Origin of the sequence: Microbacterium sp. E-13 (genome assembly GCF_049912955.1) — a bacterium.
Taxonomy (GTDB): domain Bacteria; phylum Actinomycetota; class Actinomycetes; order Actinomycetales; family Microbacteriaceae; genus Microbacterium.
In genome coordinates this window covers 1598672-1623490 of the sequence record NZ_CP183973.1, presented here as the reverse complement: position 1 = coordinate 1623490, position 24819 = coordinate 1598672, and the positions used below count along the sequence as shown (strand labels likewise).

Below are 24819 nucleotides of genomic sequence, written 5' to 3'. Positions count from 1 at the left end.
TCTCAGTGTGTGCTCGGGGTGGGCAGACCCTCGGTGATCGGCGGCGGAGTGTTGCCGACTCCGCCGTCGGTCGTCTCCGCTACCACGACCGGAAGCCCATCGATGGTCGCGTCGGGTGCGGTGACCAGCGGAGTGTCGGTGATGAGCGCGTTCGGCACCGCGCCGCGACCGATCGCGTCTACCGACGACGCCCCCATCGCCACCTCCGACGGGCCCAGGATCGCGCCGTCGCTGAGACGCAGGTAGCTCGGCGCCTCGTTGATCACCATGCCCAGGGCGGCGGCGTTGGCTGCCAGGTACTGCGGCGAGCTGAGCCCGGCGACGTCGTCGTAGAGGATCTGCTTCCGGTAGGTCAGGTCGCGCTGGTGGGCCGTGAGGGCCGAGAGCTCGTACGTGCCCTGGGTCGTCATGATCGACAGCGACATCTGCGCGGCGGCGATGAGGAACGCACCCAGTACGGCGACGACCCCGTAGAAGACCTTCGGGCGGCGGCGGCGCGCCGGCACCTCCACGACCCGCAGACGACGGCGCGCGGCATCCGATCGATCCGGAGCGAGCGCTCCCGACAGGCGAGCCGCGGTTGTGGCGTTCGCGATGGTGCTCATGCGTCTTCTCTCAGTCGTTCGGCTGCTCGGAGGCGGACGGGCGTCGCGCGCGGGTTGACCGCGCGCTCTTCATCGGTGGCGAGCTCGGCGCCCTTGACGAGCAGCCGGAACCTGGGGGCGTGCTCGGGCAGCTCGACCGGCAGGCCCTTCGGCGCGGTCGACGCGGATGCCTCGGCGAAGGCGCGCTTGACCAGCCGGTCCTCGAGGGACTGGTACGCCAGGACGACGATGCGCCCACCGACCGGCAGGACGCCCAAAGCCGAGGGCACCGCCCGCTCGAGCACCGTCAGCTCGCGGTTCACCTCGATGCGCAGCGCCTGGAACACGCGCTTGGCGGGGTGCCCGGTGCGCTGGACGGCGGCGGGCGTCGCCGCCTGCAGGATCTCGACGAGGCGGCCGGAGCGCTCGATCGGCGCCTCCTTGCGAGCGGCGATGATGGCTCGCGCGTAGCGGCCCGCGAGCTTCTCCTCGCCGTAGCGCTCGAAGATGCGGCGGAGGTCGCCCTCGCCGTACGTGGCGAGGATGTCGGCTGCCGTCGTGCCGGAGGACTGATCCATGCGCATGTCGAGCGGGGCGTCCTGGGCGTAGGCGAAGCCCCGATCGGCGACATCGAGCTGCAGCGATGAGACGCCGAGATCGAACAGGATGCCGTCGGCTTTGGCGAATCCGCTGGAGATGACGGCGTCGGCGATGCCGTCGTAGACGGTGTGCACCAGGGTCACGCGATCGCCGAAGGGGGCGAGCCGCTCCCCCGCGATCCGCAGGGCGTCGGTGTCGCGGTCGAGGCCGATCAGGTGCAGCCCGGGAAACCGCTCGAGGAAGGCCTCGGAGTGGCCGCCCATGCCGAGCGTCGCGTCGACGAAGACGGCGCCGTCGCGCTGGAGCGCGGGGGCGAGCAGCTCGATGGAGCGCTCGAGCATGACCGGGGTGTGGATGTCGCGCAGGTTCATGATCGACGCGGCCTCTGCGGGTTCGGCGTCCCCTGAACCCTGATCCCCATCCGCTCTGACCTGGCACCGGGGAAGTGGCGTCAGGGCGGGAGCGGCTGGGAGTCAAGGTGCAGGCGGCGGGAGCACCTCAGAACAGGCCGGGAATCACCTCCTGCTCCAGCTCGGCGTAGCTCTCTTCGTTGGCCTCGGCGTAGGCGTTCCACGCGGTGGCGTCCCAGATCTCGGCATGAGCGCCCACGCCGGTGACGACGAGGTCTCGCTCCAGGCCGGCATATGCGCGCAGCGGAGGGGGGATGGTGATGCGGTTCTGACTGTCGGGCTTCTCGGCACTTGCACCCGAGAGGAACATGCGCAGGAAGTCGCGGGCCGGCTTGTTCGCGAGCGGCGCCTCACGGATGCGTTCGTGCACCCGCTCGAACTCCTTCTCGCTGAACACGTACAGGCAGCGGTCCTGTCCGCGCGTCACGACGACACCCCCACCAAGGTCGTCGCGGAACTTGGCCGGGAGGATGACGCGTCCTTTGTCGTCCAGCTTGGGTGTGTGGGTACCCAAAAGCATCGGTACATCACACCCCCTTCATGCCGGCCCCCCGGGTTGTGCGCCACTTTACTCCACTCTCCTCCACTTTGCTACCGATTCGTCATGCACCCCTCCCCCGTCGCGCCGGATCGGATCCGTGGAGCCCCGCCGGGGCAACAAAAAAGCACCGACCCGAAGGTCGGTGCTTCTCGTGCCGGTCAGGCGGCGGGGACGCTCAGCGCTCCTCCTGCCGCTTGTCCCAGCGGTCGTTCATGCGATCCATGAACGAAGAGCTGTTCTGGGGTTTGCTCGCGGGTCGATCGGACTCGACGCGCATCTTGCCGGGACCACGACCCGGCGTGACGGCGAGAAGGACTCCGCCCAGCATGACGACGAAACCGATGACACCCACGACGATCAACTGCTGCGAGACGCCGACGATGAGACCGCCCAGCCCCAGCAGCACGAGGATCGTGCCGTAGACGATGTTGCGATAGCTCAGAGTGCGTCCGTCGCGGGGCGCGCTGACGACGTCCGCGTCGTTGCGCATGAGATGGCGTTCCATCTCGTCCAGCAGGCGCTGCTCCTGTTCGGAGAGTGGCATGCTTCCCCCTCTGTACTTCGGTGGCTCGATTGTACGCGTGCCGTTCGTCACTAGGCTAGGCCCGTGTCCGCAGTCGCAGAGCCGATCGAAGCCATTTCTCAGCGAGTGGACATGTTCATCTCGGCCCAGCGTCAGGATGTGCGGGACGCCGGCCCCGAAGCGGCGCGATTCGTCTCCGCCGCGGGCGACGCGGTCACCGGAGGAAAGCGCCTCCGCGCACGCTTCTGCATCGCCGGGTGGAGGGCAGTGGAGGAGGCGTCGGCACGAGCCGCCGACGCGCCGGAGGCGGTGATCGCCGCGGCGGCGGCACTCGAGGTGTTCCACGCCGCCGCGCTCGTCCACGACGACCTCATCGACAACTCCGACACGCGACGGGGCCGCCCGTCGGCGCATCGGGCTCTCGAGGAGGGCCACCGGGGCGCCGGCTGGCTCGGAGACCCCGACGCTTTCGGCCGCTCCGGCGCGATCCTCCTCGGCGACCTCCTCGTCGCGTGGAGCGACGACCTCCTCGAGGAGGGACTCGCCACCACCTCCGCCGATCGCGCCGCGGCGGCGCGCACGCAGTACGCGCTCATGCGCCGGGAGGTCACGCTCGGGCAGTTCCTCGATGTGGCCGAGGAGTCGGCGTTCGTGACCGAGCCCGACGACCGGCACGCCGAGCGGGCGCTGCGCGTGGCGTCCTTCAAATCCGCGCGCTACAGCGTGCAGCAGCCGCTCGCGATCGGCGCGGCGCTGGCGGGAGCGGATTCCGGGCAGGCGGCGGCGCTGGCCGCGTTCGGGCATCCGCTCGGCATGGCCTTCCAGCTCCGCGATGACGTGCTCGGCGTCTTCGGCGACGAGTCCGCCACGGGCAAGCCCTCGGGCGACGACCTGCGGGAGGGCAAGCGCACGGTGCTCGTCGCGTACGCCCGCGAGGCCCTCGCCCCACCGGCGCGGCGGATCATCGACGAACTCGTCGGCGACCCCGCGCTGGATCCCGGGCAGATCGCCTCATTGCAGCGGACGATCGTCGACACCGGGGCGCTGGAGCGCGTGGAGCAGCTCATCGCCGACTACGTGCATGAGGCCGACCGGGCGCTGTCAGGCGCGCGACTGGGCAACGCCGCCGTCGGCGAGCTGCGCGATCTCGCGCGCGCCGCCACGGTGCGGACGACCTGAACGCAGGTCCGGCGCGCGGTACGACCGCGCCGGACGCTCAGCCCGTCGACCTCAGGCGAGGGTGCGGGCGACGCGGCGGACCTCGCTCTTGCGACCGGCGAGCAGCGCCTCGATCGGCGCGACGCCGATGGATTCCTCCGGCGACAGCAGCCAGTCGATCGCCTCGTCGTCGGAGAAGCCGGCGTCGTGAAGCGAGATCACCGTGCCGTGCAGCGAGCTCAGCGGGTGGCCGTCGACGATGAACACCGACGGCACCCTCAGCACGCCGTCTCGTCGCGAGCCGATCAGGTGCGACTCGTCGAGGAGGCGGCGCACGCGGCCGAGCGGTTCGCCGAGCACCTCCACCAGTTCGGGAAGGGTGAGCCAGTCGGTCTCGAATCGCGAAACGTCGTCAGAGGTCACGACAGCAACTATTCCAGATGCAGGCGCCGGCCTGCCGCTGTCACTTCTCGCCCACGTGTCACAAAGATCACTCCACTTACCACTGGTTGACACTGATTAACATCCGTGACACCGTTTCTCGAAGTCGACGGAGGGAAGAACTCGTGCGACGACTCGGAAGCGCCAGCAGGTGGGCCGCCCACGGCGGCGACTCATCGCGAGCCCTCCTCGCCGGAATCCCCGTGGCCGTGGCGGGCTCGATCGTCCTCTCACTCTCGGCCGCTCCGGCGGAGGCGGCGACGGATGCTGCAGCCCGCGACGCCGCACTCCCGCAGATCCGCCCGGCGGCGGCACCCGGGACGATGCCCTACGCCCGCACGTCGGTGGCGTGGGTCGTCGGCTCGACGGCGGTCGCCGTTCCCCCGACCTACACGGTGCGGGCCGGTGACACGGTGAGCGGCATCGCCGCGCGGTTCGGTCTGCGCGTCTCCGACGTGCTCACCCTGAACGGGCTCGGCTGGTCGACGCCCATCTATCCCGGTCAGACGCTCAAGCTCTCTGCCGCCGGACCGGCGGCTCCCGCCGCCCCGGCGGCCCCTGCGCCCTCGGCCCTCGCCTACACGGTGGCCGCCGGCGACACCGTCAGCTCCATCGCGAACCGCCACGGCGTGACGACGAACGCCGTGCTCGCGGCCAATGGGCTGGGCTGGTCGTCGATCATCTATCCCGGACAGACCCTGAAAGTCCCCGCCGCGGGAGGCGCAGCATCCGTCTCGTCTCCCGCCCCTGCGCCCGCTCCGGCGCCCGCACCCGCTCCGAACACGTCGGCGGGCACGCACACCGTGGCCGCCGGCGACACCGTCAGCGGCATCGCCGGGCGCTACGGCCTGAGCGCCGACGCGGTGCTGGCGGCGAACGGGCTCGGATGGTCGTCGATCATCTACCCGGGGCAGACCCTCAAGATCCCCGGCTCCGCGCCCTCCGTCCCCGGCCTGAGCTCAGAGCAAGCCGTCAACGCGCAGCTCATCGTGCGCATCGGGCGCGAGCTCGGCGTGCCGGACCGCGGCATCGCGATCGCGCTCGGCACCGCGATGCAGGAATCGTCGCTGCGCAACGTCACCTGGGGCGACCGTGACTCGCTCGGCCTGTTCCAGCAGCGCCCGAGCCACGGCTGGGGTACCGAGGCGGAGGTGCAGGATGCCGCACGGGCGACCCGTGCCTTCTTCGGCGGGCCGGGCGACCCGAACGGCGCACGCACCCGCGGCCTGCTCGACATCGCCGGCTGGGAAGGTCTCTCGTTCACGCAGGCGGCGCAGGCCGTGCAGATCTCGGCATACCCCGACGCGTACGCGAAGTGGGAAGCCCCCGCGCTGTCGTGGCTGGCCGCTCTCGGCTGAGCGCTTCACGCCCTCCAAGCGTCACATTACGATCTCGCGTGGTGAGCCGCTCCCCCGGCTCGCGGGTGCGCGTCCGTAGACTTTCAGCGTGAGCACGAGTCAGCAGACGGACCCGCTGATCGGCCGTCTCGTCGACGGCCGGTACCGGGTGCGTGCTCGCATCGCACGTGGCGGCATGGCCACCGTGTACGTCGCGACCGATCTGCGACTCGAGCGCCGCGTCGCCCTCAAGGTCATGCACGGTCACCTGAGCGACGACACCGTCTTCCAGAGCCGGTTCATCCAAGAGGCGCGAGCCGCCGCACGACTGGCCGATCCACACGTCGTGAACGTGTTCGACCAGGGCCAGGACGGCGACATGGCGTACCTCGTCATGGAGTACCTGCCGGGCATCACGCTGCGCGAGCTGCTCCGCGAGCAGCGGCGGCTCACGGTGCCGCAGGCCATCTCGATCCTCGACGCCGTACTGTCGGGGCTTGCTGCAGCGCACAAGGCCGGGATCGTGCACCGCGACGTCAAGCCCGAGAACGTGCTGCTCGCAGAGGACGGCCGCATCAAGATCGGCGACTTCGGGCTCGCCCGCGCGACCACCGCGAACACGGCCTCGGGCGCGCAGCTGCTCGGCACCATCGCCTACCTCGCTCCCGAACTCGTGACGCGCGGCACCGCTGACGCCCGCAGCGACATCTACGCCATCGGCATCATGCTCTACGAGATGCTCACCGGCGAGCAGCCGTACAAGGGCGAGCAGCCCATGCAGATCGCGTTCCAGCACGCCACCGACTCGGTGCCCCGCCCGAGCGTCAAGAACCCTGGCGTGCCCGAGCCTCTCGACGAGCTGGTGCTCTGGGCGACCGAGAAGTCGCCCGACGAGCGGCCGATCGACGCGCGCGAGATGCTGCAGCGGCTCCGCGACATCGAACGCGATCTCGGTGTCGCGCCCGTCGTCGCCCGCACCGGACCGATCGGCATCGTCCGCGAAGACACCACGACCGGCGAGCTCACCGCCGTGCTGCCCGGGACGCCCACCGGCCCGACCTCCGCCATGGACGTGACTGACAACGCCGGCCGCCTGCGGCGCGCCACCCAGCGCCGACGGTCACGGGGCGCGTGGCTCGTCGTCATCGTGGTGCTTCTCGCAGCGGTCGCCGGCGGACTCGGCTGGTACTTCGGGTCGGGTCCGGGGTCCATGGTCGCTGTCGCCGATGTGTCGGGGATGACGTTCGACGAGGCATCCGCGCGCCTGCAAGAGGATTCGCTCGTCGCCGTGGAACAAGGTGAGAACAGCCTGGAGGTCGCCTCCGGGCAGGTCATTCGCACGAATCCGGGCAGCGGCACGCCCGTCGACCGCGAGAGCGAGGTCACTGTCTTCGTCTCGCTCGGCCCCGCTGAAGCCACCTTCGAATCCTTCGCCGGGATGTCGGAGGCCGACGCGCGCGCCACACTGGCGGCGCAGAACGTCGCGGCAGGCGACAGTGACCTGTACTACACCGACAGCCCTGCTTCGACGGTGGTGTACGTTGCGATCCATCCCGCAACCGGTGGAGACGACATCGACTGCGGAGGCGGCTGCACCGTGCATCAGGGCGATACGGCCACGTTGGGCGTCTCGCTCGGGCCCTTGCCCGACGTGGTCGGCCTGCCCGTCGACCAGGCCACCAAGACGCTGTCAGACGCGGGAATCACGGTCACCGGAACGTCCGAGCAGTACAGCACCGAGGTCGACAAGGGCGACGTGATCAGCATTGCCGATCGCGAACCCGCCGGCTGGTGGCGGGTGGGCGACACCACGACGCTCGTGGTCTCGAAGGGGCCGGAGCTGGTCGAGATCCCGAAGAATGTCATCGGCAAGACGATCCGCGAGGGGATGAAGCAGCTCGAGGGCCTCGGCTTCGACGTGGACCCCGGCATCGACGAGTTCGGCTTCCTGGGACTCCCCAACTGGGACATCTACCACGTCCGAAGCACGAGTCCCGCCGCCGGGTCGTCGGCGGAGAAGGGCGCCACGGTCACCCTGGTCCCCGGGCCCTGACGTTCTCGGCACGCAGAGCCTGTCCGCACGGGTGCAGATTCCGGATGCCTCGGGGCGAGGCATCCGGAATCTCCCTGACGTGAAGTGCCAGACCTAGCGCTTCTCGAGCTCCTCGGCGACGAGGAACGCGAGTTCGAGCGACTGCATGTGGTTGAGGCGCGGGTCGCACAGCGACTCGTAGCGGGTCGCGAGGGTGGCCTCGTCGATCTGCTCGGATCCGCCGAGGCACTCGGTGACGTCGTCTCCGGTGAGCTCGACATGGATGCCGCCCGGGAACGTGCCGACGGCGCGGTGGGCCTCGAAGAAGCCGCGCACCTCGTCGACGACGTCATCGAAGCGACGCGTCTTGTAACCGGTGGGCGTGGTGATGCCGTTGCCGTGCATCGGATCGGTGACCCACAGCGGAGTCGCCCCCGAGTCCTTGACGGCCTCGAGCAGCGGAGGCAGCGCGTCGCGGATCTTGCCGGCCCCCATGCGCGTGATGAAGGTGAGGCGTCCGGGCTCGCGGTGGGGGTCGAGCTTGTCGATGAGTGCCAGTGCGGTCTCGGGCGACGTGGTGGGACCGAGCTTGACGCCGATGGGGTTGCGGATCTTGGAGAAGTAGTCGACGTGCGCGCCGTCGAGGTCGCGCGTGCGCTCGCCGATCCAGAGGAAGTGGGCCGACGTGTTGTACGGCGTGTTGGTGCGCGAGTCGATGCGCGTCATCGGACGCTCGTAGTCCATGAGCAGGCCCTCATGGCCCGTGTAGAACTCGACGCGCTTCAGCTCGTCGAAGTCGGCTCCGGCCGCCTCCATGAACTTGATGGCACGGTCGATCTCGGTCGCGAGGCGCTCGTACTGCTGGTTCGCGGGATTCTGCGCGAAGCCCCTGTTCCACGAGTGCACCTCGCGGAGGTCGGCGAAGCCACCCGTGGTGAAGGCGCGGATGAGGTTGATGGTCGACGCGGCCGTGTGGTAGCCCTTGAGAAGCCGGTTGGGGTCGGCCTTGCGCGAGTTCTCGGTGAAGTCGTACCCGTTGACGATGTCACCCCGGTACGCGGGCAGTGTCACCTCGCCGCGGGTCTCGGTGTCGCTCGAGCGGGGCTTGGCGAACTGGCCGGCCATGCGGCCCATCTTCACGACCGGCATGGATGCCCCGTACGTGAGCACGACCGCCATCTGCAGCACCGTCTTGATGCGGTTGCGGATCTGCTCGGCCGTGGCCCCGGCGAAGGTCTCGGCGCAGTCGCCGCCCTGCAGAAGGAAGGCGTTGCCCGATGCCGCGCGCGCGAGCCGGTCGCGCAGGTTGTCGACCTCGCCGGCGAACACCAGCGGGGGCAGGGTGGCGAGCTCGGCGGATGCTTCCGCCACCGCGTCGACGTCATACCACTGCGGCTGCTGCTTGATGGGCAGGGTCCGCCAGTGGTCGAGTGAGTCGAGGTGCTGGAGCATCCCTCGATTCTAGCCGTGGGACGGATGCCCCCGAGGCCGCGTGACGCCTGACCGGTGCCCGGACGCCCTCATGCCCCGGAGGACGGTTCGGGGTGAGCGGTTACCGCGGCTTCTTCGTCTTGAGCCGGTCTTTGACGGTGGAGGCGTAGACGTCTTCGTACTCCTGCTCCCCCAGCCTCTGGAGCGCCACCATGATCTCGTCGGTGATGGAACGGAGGATGTACCGGTCGCCCTCCATCCCCTCGAAGCGCGAGAAGTCGAGCGGCTCGCCAATGACGATGCCGACACGCACGATCCGCGGGATCGTCGTGCCGATGGGCATCATCGTGTCGGTGTCGACCATCAAGACGGGCACGACGGGCACGTGCGCTTCCAGCGCCATGCGCGCGATGCCCGTGCGACCCCGGTACAGCTTGCCGTCGGGGCTGCGGGTGCCCTCGGGGTAGATCCCGAGAAGGTCGCCGCGCCCCAGCACCTGAAGACCGGTGTTGAGGGATGCCTCGGAGGCCTTGCCGCCCGAGCGGTCGATCGGGAGCTGCCCGGTGCCCTTGAAGAACATGCGGGTCGCCCACCCCTTGAGCCCCTTGCCGGTGAAGTAGTCGCTCTTGGCGAGGAACGACACCGGGCGGTCGAGCATGAGCGGCAGGAAGATCGAGTCGACGAAAGACAGGTGATTGCTCGCGAGGATGGCAGCGCCCTCAGCGGGGACGTTGCGGCGGCCGACGATCCACGGGCGCCAGATCGCCTTGACGATCGGTCCGATCACCACGTATTTCATCAGCCAGTAGAACATCGCCTCACGCCTCTGTTCCCGCGAGGTCCGCGACGCCGATGAGGCCGGCGTCGTTGACCAGCTTGGCGATGGCGAAGGTGGCGATGGGCCGGTCGCCGTAACCCGGGAGCGACTTCTCGTACGCCACGCGCATCGGCTCCAGCAGCGCGTCGCCCAGCTGCGCCACACCGCCGCCGATCACGAAGAGCTCGGGATCGAGCACCGCCTGGAACCCGCCGCACGCCTCGCCGAGGGCCGTGGCGACGCGTCGGAGGGCCTCAGCCGCACCCGGGTCCCCCGCGAGCACGAGACGCGAGACGGCCGGTCCGCTGATCGAGCCGTGCTCGGCACGGTGAGCGGCCAGCGCTGCGCCGATCCCGCCGTCGTCGGCGATGTCGTTGGCCTCGCGCTGGAGGGCTCGACCGGACGCATACTGCTCGAGGCATCCGTGCTGGCCGCAGCCGCACAGGCGGCCTTCCCGGATGAAGCGGATGTGCCCGAGCTCCGCGGCGACACCGTGCCCGCCGCGGAAGAGCGCGCCGTCGAGCACGATGGCGCCGCCGACGCCTGTGCCCATCGTGAGCATGACCATGTGACCGACGCCTCGGCCGGCGCCGAAGCGGTACTCCGCCCAGCCGGCCGCGTTGGCGTCGTTCTCGATGGTGACGGGAAGGCCGATCCCCTCCTCGAGGGTCGCCTTCAGCGGCTCGTTGTGCCACGCGATATTGGGGGCGTGGATGACGGTGGCGCGGTCGCGATCGACGAAACCGGCCGCCGCGACGCCCACGGCGGCGACGTCGTGCGCGGCACGGAAATAGCGGGCCATGTCGACCACGGCCTGAGCCAGGGCGGCGGTGTCGGTGGGGGTGTCGACCCGGAGCTGCTCGACGATGCCGCCGGCGGAGTCGACGACGCCTCCCGCGATCTTCGTTCCGCCGATGTCGATGCCGACCTTGAGCACAGTCTCCCTCTCCGGCCGCCGCACGCGCGACAGCGTCATGAAGTCTAGCCAGGCACCGCCGTCCATACCTTCCGGGCACGTGGCTGCTCCCGATTAGACTCGGATGAGATCCACCCGAGATTCTGTGTTACCGGTACCGAAGGAGCTGCCGTGGTTCAATTCGAAGTCCCCGCCATCGTCCCCGCCGATCCCCAGGCGAACGTCACCGATCTGCTCGTCGAGCGGGTCAAGGCGACGCCGGATCGTGCGCTGTTCGCCGTGCCGGACGGCGACGGATGGCGCGACATCACCGCGGCGGAGTTCCAGAAGGAGGTCGTCGCGCTGGCCAAGGGCTTCGTCGCCGGCGGCATCGAGCCGGGCGACAAGGTCGGCTTCATCGCCCGCACGACCTACCGGTGGACCGTCGTGGACTTCGCGCTCTTCTATGCCGGGGCGGTGATGGTGCCGGTGTACGAGACGAGCTCGAGCGCTCAGATCGCCTGGAACCTGACCGACTCGGGTGCCGTCGCCGTCATCACCGAGCAGCCGGATCACAGCGCCCGCCTCGCGGAGGCGCGCGGCGAGCTGCCGCTCGTGCGCTTCGCGTGGGAGATGCACGCCGGCGACCTCGACAAGCTCATCGCGGAGGGTGCGAGCGTCACCGACGAGGAGATCGAGCGGCGCCGCAATCTCGCGAACGGCGCCGACATCGCCACGCTCATCTACACGTCCGGCTCGACCGGCCGCCCCAAGGGCTGTGTGCTCACGCACAGCAACTTCGTCGAACTGACGCGCAACTCCGCCAAGGCACTCCACGAGGTGCTCGACATGCCGGGCGCATCGACGCTGCTCTTCATCACCACGGCGCACATCTTCGCCCGCTTCATCTCGATCCTCACGATCCACGCCGGCGTGAAGACCGGCCACCAGCCCGACACCAAGCAGCTGCTGCCGGCGCTCGGCTCGTTCCAGCCGACCTTCCTGCTGGCCGTGCCGCGCGTGTTCGAGAAGGTCTACAACTCCGCGGAGCAGAAGGCCGAGGCCGGTGGCAAGGGCAAGATCTTCCGCGCCGCCGCCAAGACGGCCGTCGAGCACTCGGTGCTCGAGCAGGAGGGCAAGAAGATCCCCTTCGGCATGAAGATCAAGTTCGCGCTGTTCGACCGGCTCGTGTACAGCAAGCTGCGCGCCGCGATGGGTGGCCGGGTCGCCTATGCGGTGTCGGGCTCGGCACCGCTCGGCCACCGGCTCGGGCACTTCTTCCACAGCCTCGGCGTCACGATCCTCGAGGGCTACGGCCTCACCGAGACCACGGCGCCCGCCACCGTCAACCTCGCGAACAAGTCCAAGATCGGCACGGTCGGCCCGGTGCTTCCGGGCGTCGGGATACGTCTCGGCGAGGACGGCGAGATCCAGGTTCGCGGCATCAACGTCTTCAAGGAGTACTGGCGCAACCCCGAGGCGACGGCCGAGGCGTTCGACGGCGACTGGTTCAAGACCGGCGACATCGGGGCGTTCGACGACGAGGGCTTCCTCACGATCACCGGCCGCAAGAAGGAGATCATCGTCACCGCCGGCGGCAAGAACGTCGCTCCCGCGGCGCTCGCGGACCCGATCCGCGCGAACCCGATCGTGGGCCAGGTCGTCGTCGTCGGCGACCAGAAGCCGTTCATCGCGGCGCTGGTGACCCTCGACCCCGAGATGCTGCCGACGTGGCTGGCCAACAACAACCTTCCGAAGGACTTGTCGCTGGCCGACGCCGCCAAGAACGACGCCGTGCGTGCCGAGGTGCAGCGCGCCGTCGACCGGGCCAACAAGGGCGTCTCGCGCGCGGAGTCCATCCGCAAGTTCACGATCCTGCCGACGGAGTGGACGGAGGCCAGCGGGCACCTGACGCCGAAGATGAGCATCAAGCGCAACGTGATCATGGCCGATTTCGCCGATGACGTCGAAGAGATCTACGCCGTGCCCGTCACGACGACGAACGTGTCTCTGTCGTAGCGGAGAGGGATGCGGCAAGCCCCGGGCCCTCTTCAGGGTCCGGGGCTTTTCCGTGCTCGCGGTGAAGAGGGCGTCAGAACCAGTCGGACTCGCGGATCTCGCGCATGGCGACGCGGCGCTCCTCGGGGGTGAGGCGGTCGAGGTAGAGCTTGCCGTCGAGGTGGTCTGTCTCGTGCTGGAGCGCCTGGGCGAGGAGCCCCTCGCCCTCGAGCACGACCTCTTCGCCGTCGAGGTCGATGCCGACGACTTTCGCCCAGGGGTACCGCACCGCGTCGTGCCAGAGACCCGGCACCGAGAGGCAGCCCTCGCCGATGGGCTCGGGGTCGCCAGAGACCTCGACGAGGACGGGGTTGAGCACGTACCCGATGTCGCCGTCGATGTTGTAGCTGAAGGCCCGCAGGCCGACGCCGATCTGGGGTGCGGCCACGCCGGCGCGGCCGGGCAGCTCGACGGTGTCGACGAGGTCGCGGACGAGGGCGCGCACGCCGTCGTCGATGTCGTCGATGGGGGCGCTGACGGACTTCAGAACGGGGTCGCCGAAGACACGGATGGGACGGACTGCCATCGGATGCCTCAGGCCGCCGATGCGAGCGACCGAAGGCCCTCGACCACCGTCGCCGCCAGCTCGCGCGCCGCCTGGCGCGTCGCCGGGTGCAGCTCGCGGAACACGATGGCGCTCCCCGCCGCGATGTGCGCGTCGTACGGCACGCGCACGACGGCGCGGACGCGGGTGCGGAAATGCGACTCGAGCTCGTCGAGCTGGACGAGCGGATGCCCCGGCCGCGCGTTGTTGAGCACGACCACCGCGTTGCGCACCTTGTCGGCGTGCCCGTTCGTCTCGAGCCACGTGAGGGTCTCGGACGCGAGGCGGGCCTCGTCGACGCTGAGGCCGGCGACGATCACGAGCTGGTCGGCGAGATCGAGGGTCGCCTCCATGACAGAGTGCACGATGCCGGTGCCCGTGTCGGTGAGCACGATCGAGTAGTAGTGCGCAGCGAGCGCCGCGACGTCGCGGTAGTCGGCGTCGTTGAACGCCTCCGAGACGCGCGGGTCGGTGTCGGAGGCGACCACGTCGAGGCGCGTCTCGTCGCGCGCGACGATGCTCGACAGGTCGTTGAAGCCGACGACCTCAGGACGCATGCGCACCAGGTCGCGCACGGTCTTGCCGCTGTCCCGCGTGATGCGCTCGGCGAGCGTTCCGCGGTCGGGGTTGGCGTCGACGGCGATCACGCGGTCATCGCGCGCGTCGGCGAGGGCCTGGCCGAGCAGGGTGGTGACGGTCGTCTTGCCGACGCCGCCCTTGCGCGAGAGCACGGGCACGAAGCGGGCCCCGCCGATGAGCGGCGCCGCGATGCGGCGGTCGAGGTCCTTGCGGGCCTTGGCGCGCTTGCTGTCGCCGAGGTTGATGCGCTTGCCCGAGATCGAGTACAGGAAGTGCTGCCAGGCGCCCTCGGGCTCGGGACGCATGACCTGGTGCGGGTCGAGCAGACGGTCGGCGGTGAGCAGGTCCGCGGTCTCGCGGTCGGCCTCGAACTCGCCGAGGCGCTTCGAGGCCAGCGTCACGTCCGGGCGCGGGAACGCGGCGCGCTCGACGGCCCGCTCGGAGGGGCGGTCGGCGACCGGGTGGGCGCCCGTGTGGTTCGCCTCGCGGCGGGTCGCCGGGACGGCGCCCGTCGCGGTCTGCGCCGCCGCCGCGGCCGCGGAGACCGACGGCGGTGCGGGCGGAGCCTGCGGTGCCGACGCAGGTGAGGTCGCAGCATCCGTCTCGCCGGCGTCCTCGCCGTGGGCCGGGGTCTTCGCGCTCATGGGCTCCTCCGCGGTGTCTTCCGTCGCGATGACATCGTCTCCTGCGGCGGCGTTCTCCGCCAGCGCGGAATCGGCGCCGTCGTCGGCGAGCTCCATCTCGAAAGCGGCCGGGTCGAACTCGGCGCCGAAGTCGGCGTCCTCGAACTCGACGGCGTCGAAGTCCACGACGGTGAACTCATCGTCGGAGGCCTCCGGCGCCGGGCTGGAGTCAGCGGAGTCGGGCGCGACAGCGTCGTCGAATGCGGCCCCAGGCACCTCAGGCCCGGCAACGAAGTCGGATGCCGCAGCATCCGTGTCGTCCGCCGGCTGGTACTGACGGAGCTCGCTCGCGAACGGCTCACGCGCGGAGGGTTCGCCGTCGAAGGTCCCGGCGTCGAAGGACTCCCCCGCTTCGAGCTCGGCGGGGGCGGCGATCAGCTCGACGACCTCGTCCGCGTCGGCGATGTCTTCCGTGCGGGCAGAGGGCGCGAAGCCCTCGCCCTCGACGGTCCACTCCTCGAGCTCCGGCGCGTCGACGATCTCGGCCTCGGTCGTTTCGGTGCCGAACTGCTCGACGGCGATCGCCTGGACGGCCGGCAGGTCGGCGTCGGCGGGGATCTCGATGACGAACGGCACCTCGCCGTCGATCACGCCGTCGTCGGCGAGATCGTCGTCGGACTCTGTCGGCAGCTCGACATTCACCTGGGCCGTCGCACCGCTCAGAATGCCGAGACCCGTCGTGTCGACGCTCCCCGTCTCGGAAAGCACGCCGTTCTCAGGCTCGTCGGACGTGTGGTCGTTTCGGTCGGGCGTCACTGCGGAGTACTCCTGGGGGCAGGGCGAGGCGGCGGATCGGGCGGGTGCCGCCTTCCAGGCTACTTCGCCGGACGGATGACGACCAAAAGGTCGCCGGCGTCGACCTGCGCCGTCTCCGGGATCGCGAGGCGCTCGATGACCCCGTCGACGGGTGCGGTGATGGCCGCCTCCATCTTCATGGCCTCGATCGAGGCGACCGGTTGACCGGCCGCGACGGAGTCGCCCACCTGCGCCTTCAGCGTGACGACGCCCGAGAACGGTGCCGCCACCTGCCCGGGCTTCGACGTGTCGGCACGCTCGGCCTGACGCGTGTCGACCTTGATGCTGCGATCGCGCACGAACACCGGGCGAAGCTGGCCGTTGAGGGTGGTCATCACCGTGCGGATGCCCTTCACATCGGCCTCGCCGATCGCCTCGAGTCCGACGTACAGCTGCACGCCAGGATCGATCTCGGCGACGTGCTCCTCCCCCGGCTTCAGACCGAAGAGGTAGTCGGGCGTGCCGAGTGCGGTCAGGTCGCCGTAGGTCTCGCGGTTCTTCTCGAACTCGCGCGCCGGCCCCGGGAACAGCAGGCGGTTGAGCGTCCGGCGCCGCGTGGCGGCATCGCCGGCGAGGCCTTCGTGCTCGTCGGCCGTGAGCGGCGGCACCTCGATCGAGATCGTGCGTCCTTCGAGCACCTTGGTGCGGAAAGGCTCCGGCCACCCGCCCGGCAGGTCGCCGAGCTCGCCGGCCATGAAGCCGACCACAGAGTCAGGGATGTCGTAGTTCTGCGGGTTCGCCTCGAAGTCGGCCGGATCGGCGCGAACCGCGACCAGGGCGAGCGCCAGATCGCCGACGACCTTGGACGACGGCGTCACCTTGGGGATGCGCCCGAGAATCCGGTCCGCCGCGGCGTACATGTCCTCGATGAGCTCGAAGTCGTCGGCCAGGCCGAGCGCGATCGCCTGCTGGCGCAGGTTGGACAGCTGCCCGCCCGGGATCTCGTGGTGGTACACGCGGCCCGTGGGGGCGTCCAGCCCCGACTCGAAGGGACGGTAGAGGTGGCGCACCGCCTCCCAGTACGGTTCCAGATCGCTCACCGCCTGGAGGCTCAGGCCGGTGTCGCGCTCGGTGTGCGCGAGCGCCGCGACCAGGGCCGAGAGGGAGGGCTGGCTCGTAGTGCCCGACATCGGTGCGGCCGCAGCATCCACCGCGTCCACTCCCGCCGCGCTCGCCGCCAGAAGCGTGGCGAGCTGGCCGCCCGCCGTGTCGTGCGTGTGCAGGTGCACCGGCAGGTCGAAGTTCTCGCGCAGCGCGGTGACGAGCTTCGCGGCCGCCGCCGGGCGGACGAGGCCCGCCATGTCTTTGATCGCGAGGATGTGGGCTCCCGACTCGACGATCTGCTCGGCGAGGCGGAGGTAGTAGTCGAGCGTGTAGAGCTTCTCGGACGGGTCGAGCAGGTCAGAGGTGTAGCAGAGCGCCACCTCGGCGATCGCGGTGCCGGTCTCGCGCACGGCATCAATGGCCGGCCGCATCTGCGACACGTCGTTGAGCGCGTCGAAGATGCGGAAGATGTCGACGCCGGTGGCCGCCGCCTCCTTGACGAAGGCGTTCGTCACCTCGACCGGACGCGGCGTGTAGCCGACCGTGTTGCGGCCGCGCAGCAGCATCTGGATCGGGATGTTCGGCATCGCCGCACGGAGAGCCTCGAGGCGCTCCCAGGGGTCCTCCGCAAGGAACCGGAGCGCGACGTCGTAGGTCGCACCGCCCCATGCCTCGACCGACAGCAGCTGCGGCGTCATGCGCGCGACGTGCGGGCCGACGCGCACCAGGTCACGGGTGCGCACGCGCGTCGCCAGGAGCGACTGGTGCGCGTCGCGGAAGGTGGTCTCGGTCACTGCGAGGCCGGTCTGCGCACGCAGCGCGCGGGCGAACCCCTCAGGGCCCAGCTGGCGCAGCCGGTCGAGCGTGCCCGCCGGCGGAGCCGCCGTGAGATCGATAGCCGGCAGCTTGCTGCCCGGCGAGACCGACAACGGCTTCTCGCCGTACGGCCGGTTGACGGTGACGTCGCCCAGCCAGGCGAGCAGCTTCGTCGCGCGGTCGCGGGAGGGGTTGCTCGTGAGGAGCTGCGGACGCTCGTCGATGAACGACGTGCTGACATCGCCCTGGACGAAGGCCGGGTCGTCGAGCACGGCCCGCAGGAACGGGATGTTCGTGGCGACGCCGCGGATGCGGAACTCGGCGAGGGCGCGCCGCGCCCGGGCGACCGCCGCCGGGAAGTCGCGCGCGCGACAGGTGAGCTTCGCGAGCATCGAGTCGAAGTGCGGGCTGATCTGCGAGCCCGCCGCCGTGGTGCCGCCGTCGAGCCGGATGCCGGCGCCGCCCGGCGAGCGATACGTCGTGATCCGGCCGGTGTCGGGCCGGAAGCCCTGCGACGGGTCCTCTGTCGTGATGCGGCACTGCAGCGCTGCGCCGCGCAGCTGGATCTTGTCCTGCGTGAGGCCGAGCCCGGCGATCGTCTCGCCGGCGGCGATGCGCATCTGGGACTGCACGAGGTCGACGTCGGTCACCTCTTCGGTGACGGTGTGCTCGACCTGGATGCGCGGGTTCATCTCGATGAAGACGACCTCGCCGGTGCGAGGACCGGCCGTCTCCAGCAGGAACTCGACCGTGCCGGCGTTCTCATAGCCGATCGACCGCGCGAAGGCCACGGCGTACCCGTGCAGCGCGTCGCGCACCGCCGGGTCGAGGTTCGGGGCCGGCGCGATCTCGATGACCTTCTGGTGACGCCGCTGAACCGAGCAGTCGCGCTCGAAGAGGTGGACGGTCTCCCCCGTCGCGTCGGCGAGGATCTGCACCTCGACGTGACGCGGCCGCTGCACGGCCTGCTCGAGGAAGACGCGCGCGTCGCCGAAGGCGCTGCCCGCCTCTCGCATCGCCTCGGCCAGGGCGGGCGCGAGCTCTTCACGGCGCTCGACCCGCCGCATCCCTCGGCCGCCGCCGCCCGCGACGGCCTTCACGAAGATGGGGAAGCCGATCTCGTCGGCCTGGCCGAGCAGCTCGTCGACGTCGTCGGACGCATCGGTCGATCGCAGCACGGGAACCCCCGCTGCGACCGCGTGGTGCTTCGCGGTGACCTTGTTGCCCGCCATCTCGAGCACCTTGGCGGGAGGGCCGATGAAGGCGATGCCGTTCGCGGCGGCCTTCTCGGCGAGCTCCGGGTTCTCGGAGAGGAAGCCGTAGCCGGGATAGATCGCGTCGGCACCGGCCTCCTTCGCGACGCGGATGATCTCGTCCACGTCGAGATAGGCGCGGACGGGATGCCCCTTCTCGCCGATCTCGTACGACTCGTCGGCCTTCTGCCGGTGCAGCGACCCGCGGTCCTCCCAGGGGAACACCGCGACGGTGCGTGCCCCCAGCTCGTATGCCGCGCGGAACGCGCGGATCGCGATTTCACCTCGGTTCGCGACAAGGATCTTCCGGAACATTCGACCTCCGTGTGCGGCGGCGCAGGCGGACCCGCGAGACGGGTTGAGTGTGCTCACAGCCTAGGGGAAGGTAACGTGGTGCCTTGTGCACGTCCTATCCGTCAGCTCGCTCAAGGGTGGCGTCGGCAAGACGACCGTGACTCTCGGACTCGCGTCGGCGGCTTTCGCCCGCGGTGTCCGCACGCTCGTCGTCGACCTCGACCCGCAGTCCGACGTCTCGACGGGCATGGACATCCAGGTCGCCGGGCGTCTGAACGTCGCCGATGTCCTCGCCAATCCCAAGGAGAAGACGGTCCGCCAGGCCATCACCTCCAGCGGCTGGGCGAAGGTGCATCCCGGCACCATCGATGTGATGATCGGCAGCCCGTCGGCCATCAACTTCGACGGCCCGCACCCGAGCGTCCGCGACGTCTGGAAGCTCGAAGAGGCCCTCGCGACGATCGAGGCCGACTACGACCTCGTGCTCATCGACTGCGCGCCGTCGCTGAACGCCCTGACGCGCACCGCGTGGGCGGCGTCGGACCGCGTCGTGGTGGTGACGGAGCCGGGTCTGTTCTCGGTGGCCGCCGCCGACCGCGCACTGCGCGCGATCGAAGAGATCCGCCGCGGCCTCTCCCCCCGCCTGCAGCCCCTCGGAATCGTCGTCAACCGCGTGCGCCCGCAGTCGATCGAGCACCAGTTCCGCATCAAAGAGCTGCGCGACATGTTCGGCCCGCTCGTCCTCTCGCCGCAGCTGCCCGAGCGCACGTCGCTCCAGCAGGCACAGGGCGCAGCGAAACCGCTCCACATCTGGCCCGGCGACTCCGCCCAGGAGCTCGCGGCCGACTTCGACTCGCTCCTCGACCGCGTCATGCGCACCGGTCGCATCCCGGTCCCCGAGGACTCGCGCTCGTGAGCTGACGGATGCTGCGCCCCGCAGCATCCACCCCCCCAGTCAGTTTCCTCACCGCATGGCGCAGGTCGCGTCGCATCCACCCGTCGCAAGCCACCCCTCCTGCCACCTTCCCGCCGGCCGGGGTGGCCGAGGTGGCAGGACGCGTCGCATCCCTCCACGATCCCGGCCCGGCCTGCCACCTTCGCGCCGGCCAGGGTGGCCGAGGTGGCAGGACGCTTCGCATCCAAACCATGATCCCGGCCCGGCCCGCCACCTTCCCACCGGCCGGGGTGGCCGAGGTGGCAGGACGCGTCGCATCCCTCCACGATCCCGGCCCGGCCTGCCACCTTCGCGCCGGCCAGGGTGGCCGAGGTGGCAGGACGCTTCGCATCCAAACCCTGATCCCGGCCCGGCCCGCCACCTTCCCACCGGCCGGGGTGGCCGAGGTGGCAGGACGCGTCGCATCCAAACCATGATCCCGGCCCGGCCTGCCACCTTCGCGCCGGCCGGGGTGGCCGAGGTGGCAGGACGCGTCGCATCCAAACCCTGATCCCGGCCCCTCCCGCCACCTTCGCGCCGGCCAGGGTGGCCGAGGTGGCAGGACGCGTCGCATCCAAACCATGATCCCGGCCCGGCCTGCCACCTTCGCGCCGGCCAGGGTGGCCGAGGTGGCAGGACGCGTCGCATCCAAACCATGATCCCGGCCCGGCCTGCCACGTTCGCGCCGGCCGGGGTGGCGGAGGTGGCAGGACGCGTCGCATCCAAACCACGATCCCGGCCCGGCCTGCCACCTTCGCGCCGGCCGGGGTGGCCGAGGTGGCAGGACGCTTCGCATCCAAACCACGATCCCGGCCCGGCCTGCCACCTTCGCGCCGGCCAGGGTGGCCGAGGTGGCAGGACGCTTCGCATCCAAACCACGATCCCGGCCCCTCCCGCCACCTTCCCGCCGGCCGGGGTGCCCGAGGTGGCAGGACGCTTCGCATCCAAACCACGATCCCGGCCCGGCCTGCCACCTTCCCACCGGCCGGGGTGGCCGAGGTGGCAGGACGCGTCGCATCCAAACCATGATCCCGGCCCGGCCTGCCACCTTCGCGCCGGCCGGGGTGGCCGAGGTGGCAGGACGCGTCGCATTCCTCGGCAAGCGACCCCTGCCGCCACCTTCGCGCCGGCCGGGGTGGCCGAGGTGGCAGGACGTGTCGCATCCCTCCACGGCAAGCGACCCCTACCGCCACCATCGTGGCGCGTGGGGGCGAGGGCGTCGCAGGGACCGGGCGCTGGTCAGGCGGAGCGGGCGGCGCGGCGGACGGCGAGCTCGTCCATCGGGTCGGGCTTCTCGACCTCGAACTCGAGGAGCTCCGACTCGACTTCGCGCAGCACCTTGCCCACCGCGATGCCGAACACGCCCTGGCCGCGGCTGACGAGGTCGATCACCTCGTCGTTCGAGGTGCAGAGATAGACCGAGGCGCCGTCGCTCATGAGGGTCGTTCCGGCGAGATCACGGATGCCGGCGGCCCGAAGCTGATCGACCGCGGTGCGGATCTGCTGCAACGAGATGCCGGTGTCGAGAAGGCGCTTCACGAGCTTCAGCACGAGGATGTCGCGGAACCCGTACAGTCGCTGGGAGCCCGACCCGCTCGCGCCACGCACGGTCGGCTCGACAAGCTCGGTGCGAGCCCAGTAGTCGAGCTGACGGTAGGTGATGCCGGCGGCGCGGGCGGCCACTGCGCCGCGATACCCGACCTCGTCGTCCATCGCCGGAAGCCCGTCGGTGAAGAGGAGGTCGGCGCTGAACGGCTCGCCAGGAGTTTTCTCTCCGGTCATGCTCGTACCCCCCTCCGGATCGAATACCTCAACGCTAGATCAGCCTTCCCCTCGCGGCAACGACATCCGGCGTTCGGAGGTCGGCGTGTCGCGTGGGTTGCTCCCGGTCGGGCTGGCGGCGCGTGCCCGGCGCGGCCCGGAGTCGGCCCATCCGGTCGCTTCCGGGCCGCAAACCGACAACCCGGGCCAACCCGGCCGCGCACACCCGGCCGCGCCCGGTGCGGGCAGGCCCGGAGCGGGCGCCGCGGCACGCGCCGCGGCGCGGGTCAGGAGAGGATCCGGTCGAGCGCAGCACGCACGAAGATCGCGCGTACGTCGTCAAGGCGCCGGGTGAGCTCCGGCGCGAGCTCGCCGGCGCGGCCGCGGGAGGAGGCATCCGTCCGTCGCAGCAGCGGCGCGAGAGCCGACTCCACGAGCGCGACGTCGCGCTCCGCGCTCTGGCGCAGGGCGCGGACGTGGCGGGGCTCGATGCCGTGCCGGTCGAGCGCCACCAGTGCGCGCAACAGGGTGACGGACTGCTCGGTGTAGGACTCCGCCCCGGCCAGGATGCCGGTGCTGATCGCGTCGTTCAGCAGTTGCGGCGCCGCGCCCGCGGCGGCGAGCATCTCGTCGCGGCGGTAGCGACGCGGCGCCGGCAGGATCGACGGCGGCGGCACGGCGGTGGGGGTCGCGGGATCGCGCCCCGCATCGACGTCTTCGAGGTAGTCGCGGATGACGGACAGCGGCAGGTAGTGGTCGCGCTGGAGCGTGAGCGCGAGGCGCAGCCGCTCCAGGTCGCCCTGCGAGAACTTGCGGTAGCCCGACTCGGTGCGCAGCGGCGTGACGATGCCCTGCACTTCGAGGAAGCGCAGCTTGCTCGAGGTGAGCGAGGGAAACTCCGGCGACAGGCGTGCGAGAACCTGTCCGATGCTGAGAAGACCCGCGGACGACGCCCTCTCGTGGGCGGAGGCCGCGGGCATCAGGCGTCCGCTGCCCGCGGCAAGTCGGCGGGTGAGACGAAGAAGTTGAGCCGGAACTTGCCGATGCGCACCTCGGCGCCGTTGGTCAGCACGGCGCGGTCCACGCGCTCTCCGTTGACGTAGGAGCCGTTGAGCGAGCGCTGATCGACGAGTTCGAAGGTGGTGCCGGTGCGGTTGATCTCGGCGTGACGGCGCGAGACCGTGACGTCGTCGAAGAAGATGTCGGCTTCGGGATGCCGGCCGACCGTCGTGACGTCGGAGTCCAGAAGGTAGCGGGCCCCCGCCGTAGGCCCGGAACGGACGAGGAACAGGGCGGCCCCGGACGGCAGCGCCTCGATCGCGTCGAGTTCGGCGTCGCCCAGCTCGCTCCCGAAGGGCACGAACGAGAGGTCGGAATCGTGGCCGAACGTCTGCGTGGTGTCGGCGGCACGATCGGAGTCGTGTGCGTCGGCCCCTGCGGCGCGGCGGATGTCGCCCTCATCGGGTCGGCGGTCGTGCTCCACGGTGTCCTCCTCTGTGCGCTCAGCCTATCCGATCGCCTTCCGCTCGGAAGAGGCTTGCGGCCGCCTTCGCCGCGCCCGTTCTCCCGAACCCGGCGCGGCCTGGACGCGTCGTGTCGCGCCATGGGTTGCGGGCCCAATGTTTCGTCGCGTTTCGCCCGAGGTGCCTCGGTGAGCGCGTCACCCTAGCCTGGCAGAACCGGGAAACAGTCCGTCGATCCTGAAGGAGACCACCGTGTCCACCCCGCACAGCCACATCCCGCCCCTCGAGGTGCGTGAGCGTGCGGCGTGCATGTGCGACCACGGTGACACCTGCTCCTCGTTCGCTCCCGGCCACGCGCTGCACCTGATCCAGGCACGCCTGGCGTCGGCGACGCCGTCCGAGTGGGCGGACGCGATCGTCGAGGCATCCGACGCGCGCTCGGGCTTCGTCGTCGTGCGCACGCTGACGGACTCCGCGCCGATCGCGCTGTGGAACGGCACCGGCGCCGCCGCCGCCGCGACGCCCGGCACGCCGGTCGCGCTCCACGAGCGCTACCACGTGCTCGCCGTCGGCGGTCAGCGGTTCAACGTCGTTCAGGGTTGAGAAAAAGCGACGAGCGTCAGCTCATCGCCATGATGCTGTCCTTCATGGCCATGCAGGCGTCCATGCAGGCCTTGCAGGACTGAGCGCACATCTTGCAGACCTCGCTGTGGTCGGCGTGCGCCATGCACTCGTCCATGCAGAGCTGGCACATGGCGATGCACGCGTCGAGCATGGACATCATCGTGGCCTGATTCATGCCCTGCATGCGCATCATCGCGCGCATCATCGTGTTGCACATGTCCGCGCAGTTCATGCATGCGGGGGCGCACGACATCATCTGCGTGGAGCAGACCGTACACGCCTGCTCGCAGGCCGAGCAGGCGTCCATACACGCCTGCATGACCGACATGTCCATGTTCTGCATGCCGGGCATCGACATCATGTCCTTCGACATGGCGCCCATCATCATCTGGTCCATCTGCCGCCATCCTTCTCTCACGGGGGTCAGGCGGGCAGGTATCCCGCCTGCCGCCAGGCTAGACCTCACGGGGCGGTGAACAAAGAGCCGGATAGGCTCGATCGGGTGATGTCACAAACAATTCACAAGCCCCTCCAAGCCCGCGTCTGGGGCCTCCTCGCCGCGCTGCTCGTGATGTTCGCACTGACCGTGGTGTCGGCATTTCCCGCCCACGCCCACGATGAGCTGGTGGGCAGCGACCCGGCCGCCGGCAGCACCCTCGACGCGCTCCCCGCGCAGCTCACCCTCACCTTCAGCGCCGAGATCGCCGACGACGAGGGGGCCTCTGTCGTGGAGGTGACGGATGCTGCGGGCACGACGCTCGTCGCCGGCGCCCCGACCGCGCACGACAACGTGCTGACGCAGCCGCTGGAGGGGGCGGCATCCGGTGCCGTCACGGTGCTGTGGAAGGTGGTCTCGAGCGACGGGCACCCGATCTCGGGCGAGTTCTCGTTCAGCGTGACGGGCGCCCCCGCACCGACGCCCACGGCGACCGCCACCCCGACGCCTGGCCCCACCGAGACCTCGGAGCCCACCGAGACCGCCGCTCCGACGCCGACGGTGACGAGCGAGCCCGCGGCGTCCGACGGATCGAGCGCGCTGCCGTGGGTCATCGCCGGGCTCCTCGCCCTCGCCCTCGCCGGGGCGATCGTGTACCTGCTGGTGTCGCGCGCGCAGCGCGAGAAGGCCCTCGCCGCACCGCCCGCCGGGACCACGCGCGAGGCCCCAGGGCCCGGCTCAGAGCCTCCGGCCGACCACTAGGCTG

General features: G+C 70.3%; 22 protein-coding genes. 7 read left to right on the top strand and 15 right to left on the bottom strand.

Going from position 1 to position 24819, the window contains the following annotated elements; genetic code table 11:
* Positions 1-2 precede the first annotated feature (2 nt).
* The 4 genes from ACN9MP_RS07300 to ACN9MP_RS07285 all read right to left on the bottom strand — a co-directional run bounded on the left by ACN9MP_RS07300 (position 3) and on the right by ACN9MP_RS07285 (position 2679).
* Positions 3-605, bottom strand: coding sequence for a hypothetical protein (locus tag ACN9MP_RS07300; protein ID WP_426325075.1), 603 nt, complete (start codon positions 603-605; stop codon positions 3-5).
* Positions 602-1555, bottom strand: coding sequence for a 16S rRNA (cytosine(1402)-N(4))-methyltransferase RsmH (rsmH, locus tag ACN9MP_RS07295; protein ID WP_426325073.1), 954 nt, complete (start codon positions 1553-1555; stop codon positions 602-604). Before rsmH ends, ACN9MP_RS07300 begins: the two co-directional genes overlap by 4 nt.
* A 127-nt stretch (positions 1556-1682) precedes the next feature.
* Complete coding sequence (gene mraZ, locus ACN9MP_RS07290; protein ID WP_426325071.1) at positions 1683-2114, bottom strand: division/cell wall cluster transcriptional repressor MraZ; 432 nt, start codon at positions 2112-2114, stop codon at positions 1683-1685.
* A 196-nt stretch (positions 2115-2310) separates the two neighbouring features.
* Positions 2311-2679, bottom strand: a complete 369-nt coding sequence (locus tag ACN9MP_RS07285; protein ID WP_426325069.1) for a DUF3040 domain-containing protein — start codon at positions 2677-2679, stop codon at positions 2311-2313.
* 63 nt (positions 2680-2742) lie between these two features.
* Here ACN9MP_RS07285 and ACN9MP_RS07280 point away from each other — a divergent pair, with 63 nt between their 5' ends.
* Positions 2743-3837: a polyprenyl synthetase family protein gene (locus ACN9MP_RS07280; RefSeq protein ID WP_426325067.1), complete on the top strand. Its 1095-nt coding sequence runs from the start codon at positions 2743-2745 to the stop codon at positions 3835-3837.
* 51 nt (positions 3838-3888) lie between these two features.
* Here ACN9MP_RS07280 and ACN9MP_RS07275 read toward each other — a convergent pair whose 3' ends face one another.
* Positions 3889-4239 (bottom strand): Rv2175c family DNA-binding protein, encoded by a 351-nt coding sequence (locus tag ACN9MP_RS07275; protein WP_426325065.1) that lies wholly within the window; start codon positions 4237-4239, stop codon positions 3889-3891.
* Between the two features lie 215 nt (positions 4240-4454).
* Between ACN9MP_RS07275 and ACN9MP_RS07270 the strand changes: the two genes are divergently transcribed.
* Complete coding sequence (locus ACN9MP_RS07270) at positions 4455-5615, top strand: LysM peptidoglycan-binding domain-containing protein (RefSeq protein ID WP_426325947.1); 1161 nt, start codon at positions 4455-4457, stop codon at positions 5613-5615.
* Between the two features lie 88 nt (positions 5616-5703).
* The gene (pknB, locus tag ACN9MP_RS07265; RefSeq protein WP_426325063.1) at positions 5704-7647 is read left to right on the top strand and encodes a Stk1 family PASTA domain-containing Ser/Thr kinase; all 1944 of its coding nucleotides are present in this window, start codon (positions 5704-5706) and stop codon (positions 7645-7647) included.
* 93 nt (positions 7648-7740) lie between these two features.
* Here pknB and ACN9MP_RS07260 read toward each other — a convergent pair whose 3' ends face one another.
* The 3 genes from ACN9MP_RS07260 to ACN9MP_RS07250 form a co-directional block, all read right to left on the bottom strand.
* A complete protein-coding gene (locus tag ACN9MP_RS07260) occupies positions 7741-9078 on the bottom strand; it encodes a class II 3-deoxy-7-phosphoheptulonate synthase (protein ID WP_426325061.1) in 1338 nt (445 codons plus the stop codon).
* A gap of 100 nt (positions 9079-9178) precedes the next feature.
* Positions 9179-9871, bottom strand: a complete 693-nt coding sequence (locus tag ACN9MP_RS07255; RefSeq protein WP_426325059.1) for a lysophospholipid acyltransferase family protein — start codon at positions 9869-9871, stop codon at positions 9179-9181.
* Between the two features lie 4 nt (positions 9872-9875).
* Positions 9876-10811: an ROK family protein gene (locus ACN9MP_RS07250; protein WP_426325945.1), complete on the bottom strand. Its 936-nt coding sequence runs from the start codon at positions 10809-10811 to the stop codon at positions 9876-9878.
* 150 nt (positions 10812-10961) lie between these two features.
* Between ACN9MP_RS07250 and ACN9MP_RS07245 the strand changes: the two genes are divergently transcribed.
* Complete coding sequence (locus ACN9MP_RS07245) at positions 10962-12788, top strand: AMP-dependent synthetase/ligase (protein WP_426325057.1); 1827 nt, start codon at positions 10962-10964, stop codon at positions 12786-12788.
* A 73-nt stretch (positions 12789-12861) separates the two neighbouring features.
* Here ACN9MP_RS07245 and ACN9MP_RS07240 read toward each other — a convergent pair whose 3' ends face one another.
* Genes ACN9MP_RS07240 through ACN9MP_RS07230 form a run of 3 tightly spaced genes read right to left on the bottom strand, consistent with a single transcriptional unit; the run spans position 12862 to position 18856 of the window.
* Complete coding sequence (locus tag ACN9MP_RS07240; protein WP_426325055.1) at positions 12862-13353, bottom strand: peptide deformylase; 492 nt, start codon at positions 13351-13353, stop codon at positions 12862-12864.
* Between the two features lie 8 nt (positions 13354-13361).
* Entirely contained in the window at positions 13362-15389 is a 2028-nt protein-coding gene (locus tag ACN9MP_RS07235; RefSeq protein ID WP_426325053.1) for an AAA family ATPase, read from the bottom strand.
* A gap of 59 nt (positions 15390-15448) precedes the next feature.
* On the bottom strand, positions 15449-18856 hold the full coding sequence (locus tag ACN9MP_RS07230) for a pyruvate carboxylase (RefSeq protein ID WP_426325051.1): 3408 nt from the start codon (positions 18854-18856) through the stop codon (positions 15449-15451).
* A gap of 85 nt (positions 18857-18941) precedes the next feature.
* Between ACN9MP_RS07230 and ACN9MP_RS07225 the strand changes: the two genes are divergently transcribed.
* A complete protein-coding gene (locus tag ACN9MP_RS07225; protein WP_426325049.1) occupies positions 18942-19751 on the top strand; it encodes a ParA family protein in 810 nt (269 codons plus the stop codon).
* A 1257-nt stretch (positions 19752-21008) separates the two neighbouring features.
* Here ACN9MP_RS07225 and ACN9MP_RS07220 read toward each other — a convergent pair.
* From ACN9MP_RS07220 to ACN9MP_RS07210, 3 genes are all read right to left on the bottom strand, one after another.
* Complete coding sequence (locus ACN9MP_RS07220; protein WP_426325047.1) at positions 21009-21551, bottom strand: MerR family transcriptional regulator; 543 nt, start codon at positions 21549-21551, stop codon at positions 21009-21011.
* A gap of 266 nt (positions 21552-21817) precedes the next feature.
* A complete protein-coding gene (locus ACN9MP_RS07215) occupies positions 21818-22510 on the bottom strand; it encodes a MerR family transcriptional regulator (protein ID WP_426325045.1) in 693 nt (230 codons plus the stop codon).
* Positions 22510-23013, bottom strand: a complete 504-nt coding sequence (locus ACN9MP_RS07210) for an FHA domain-containing protein (RefSeq protein ID WP_426325043.1) — start codon at positions 23011-23013, stop codon at positions 22510-22512. Before ACN9MP_RS07210 ends, ACN9MP_RS07215 begins: the two co-directional genes overlap by 1 nt.
* Before the next feature lie 232 nt (positions 23014-23245).
* On the opposite strand from ACN9MP_RS07210, the gene ACN9MP_RS07205 reads away from it, so the two are divergent.
* Entirely contained in the window at positions 23246-23596 is a 351-nt protein-coding gene (locus ACN9MP_RS07205; protein ID WP_426325041.1) for a hypothetical protein, read from the top strand.
* A 16-nt stretch (positions 23597-23612) separates the two neighbouring features.
* On the opposite strand, the gene ACN9MP_RS07200 is transcribed toward ACN9MP_RS07205, so the two are convergent.
* Complete coding sequence (locus ACN9MP_RS07200) at positions 23613-24014, bottom strand: hypothetical protein (protein ID WP_426325039.1); 402 nt, start codon at positions 24012-24014, stop codon at positions 23613-23615.
* Positions 24015-24122: 108 nt separating this feature from the next.
* Between ACN9MP_RS07200 and ACN9MP_RS07195 the strand changes: the two genes are divergently transcribed.
* On the top strand, positions 24123-24815 hold the full coding sequence (locus ACN9MP_RS07195; protein WP_426325037.1) for a copper resistance CopC family protein: 693 nt from the start codon (positions 24123-24125) through the stop codon (positions 24813-24815).
* Positions 24816-24819 lie beyond the last annotated feature (4 nt).

Coding starts and splice junctions, on each gene's coding strand:
- ACN9MP_RS07195 (WP_426325037.1), top strand. CDS start 24,123: ATGTCACAAACAATTCACAAGCCCCTCCAAGCCCGCGTCTGGGGCCTC.
- ACN9MP_RS07300 (WP_426325075.1), bottom strand. CDS start 605: ATGAGCACCATCGCGAACGCCACAACCGCGGCTCGCCTGTCGGGAGCG.
- ACN9MP_RS07255 (WP_426325059.1), bottom strand. CDS start 9,871: ATGTTCTACTGGCTGATGAAATACGTGGTGATCGGACCGATCGTCAAG.
- ACN9MP_RS07230 (WP_426325051.1), bottom strand. CDS start 18,856: ATGTTCCGGAAGATCCTTGTCGCGAACCGAGGTGAAATCGCGATCCGC.
- mraZ (WP_426325071.1), bottom strand. CDS start 2,114: ATGCTTTTGGGTACCCACACACCCAAGCTGGACGACAAAGGACGCGTC.
- rsmH (WP_426325073.1), bottom strand. CDS start 1,555: ATGAACCTGCGCGACATCCACACCCCGGTCATGCTCGAGCGCTCCATC.
- ACN9MP_RS07285 (WP_426325069.1), bottom strand. CDS start 2,679: ATGCCACTCTCCGAACAGGAGCAGCGCCTGCTGGACGAGATGGAACGC.
- ACN9MP_RS07220 (WP_426325047.1), bottom strand. CDS start 21,551: ATGACCGGAGAGAAAACTCCTGGCGAGCCGTTCAGCGCCGACCTCCTC.
- ACN9MP_RS07200 (WP_426325039.1), bottom strand. CDS start 24,014: ATGGACCAGATGATGATGGGCGCCATGTCGAAGGACATGATGTCGATG.
- ACN9MP_RS07260 (WP_426325061.1), bottom strand. CDS start 9,078: ATGCTCCAGCACCTCGACTCACTCGACCACTGGCGGACCCTGCCCATC.
- ACN9MP_RS07215 (WP_426325045.1), bottom strand. CDS start 22,510: ATGCCCGCGGCCTCCGCCCACGAGAGGGCGTCGTCCGCGGGTCTTCTC.
- ACN9MP_RS07240 (WP_426325055.1), bottom strand. CDS start 13,353: ATGGCAGTCCGTCCCATCCGTGTCTTCGGCGACCCCGTTCTGAAGTCC.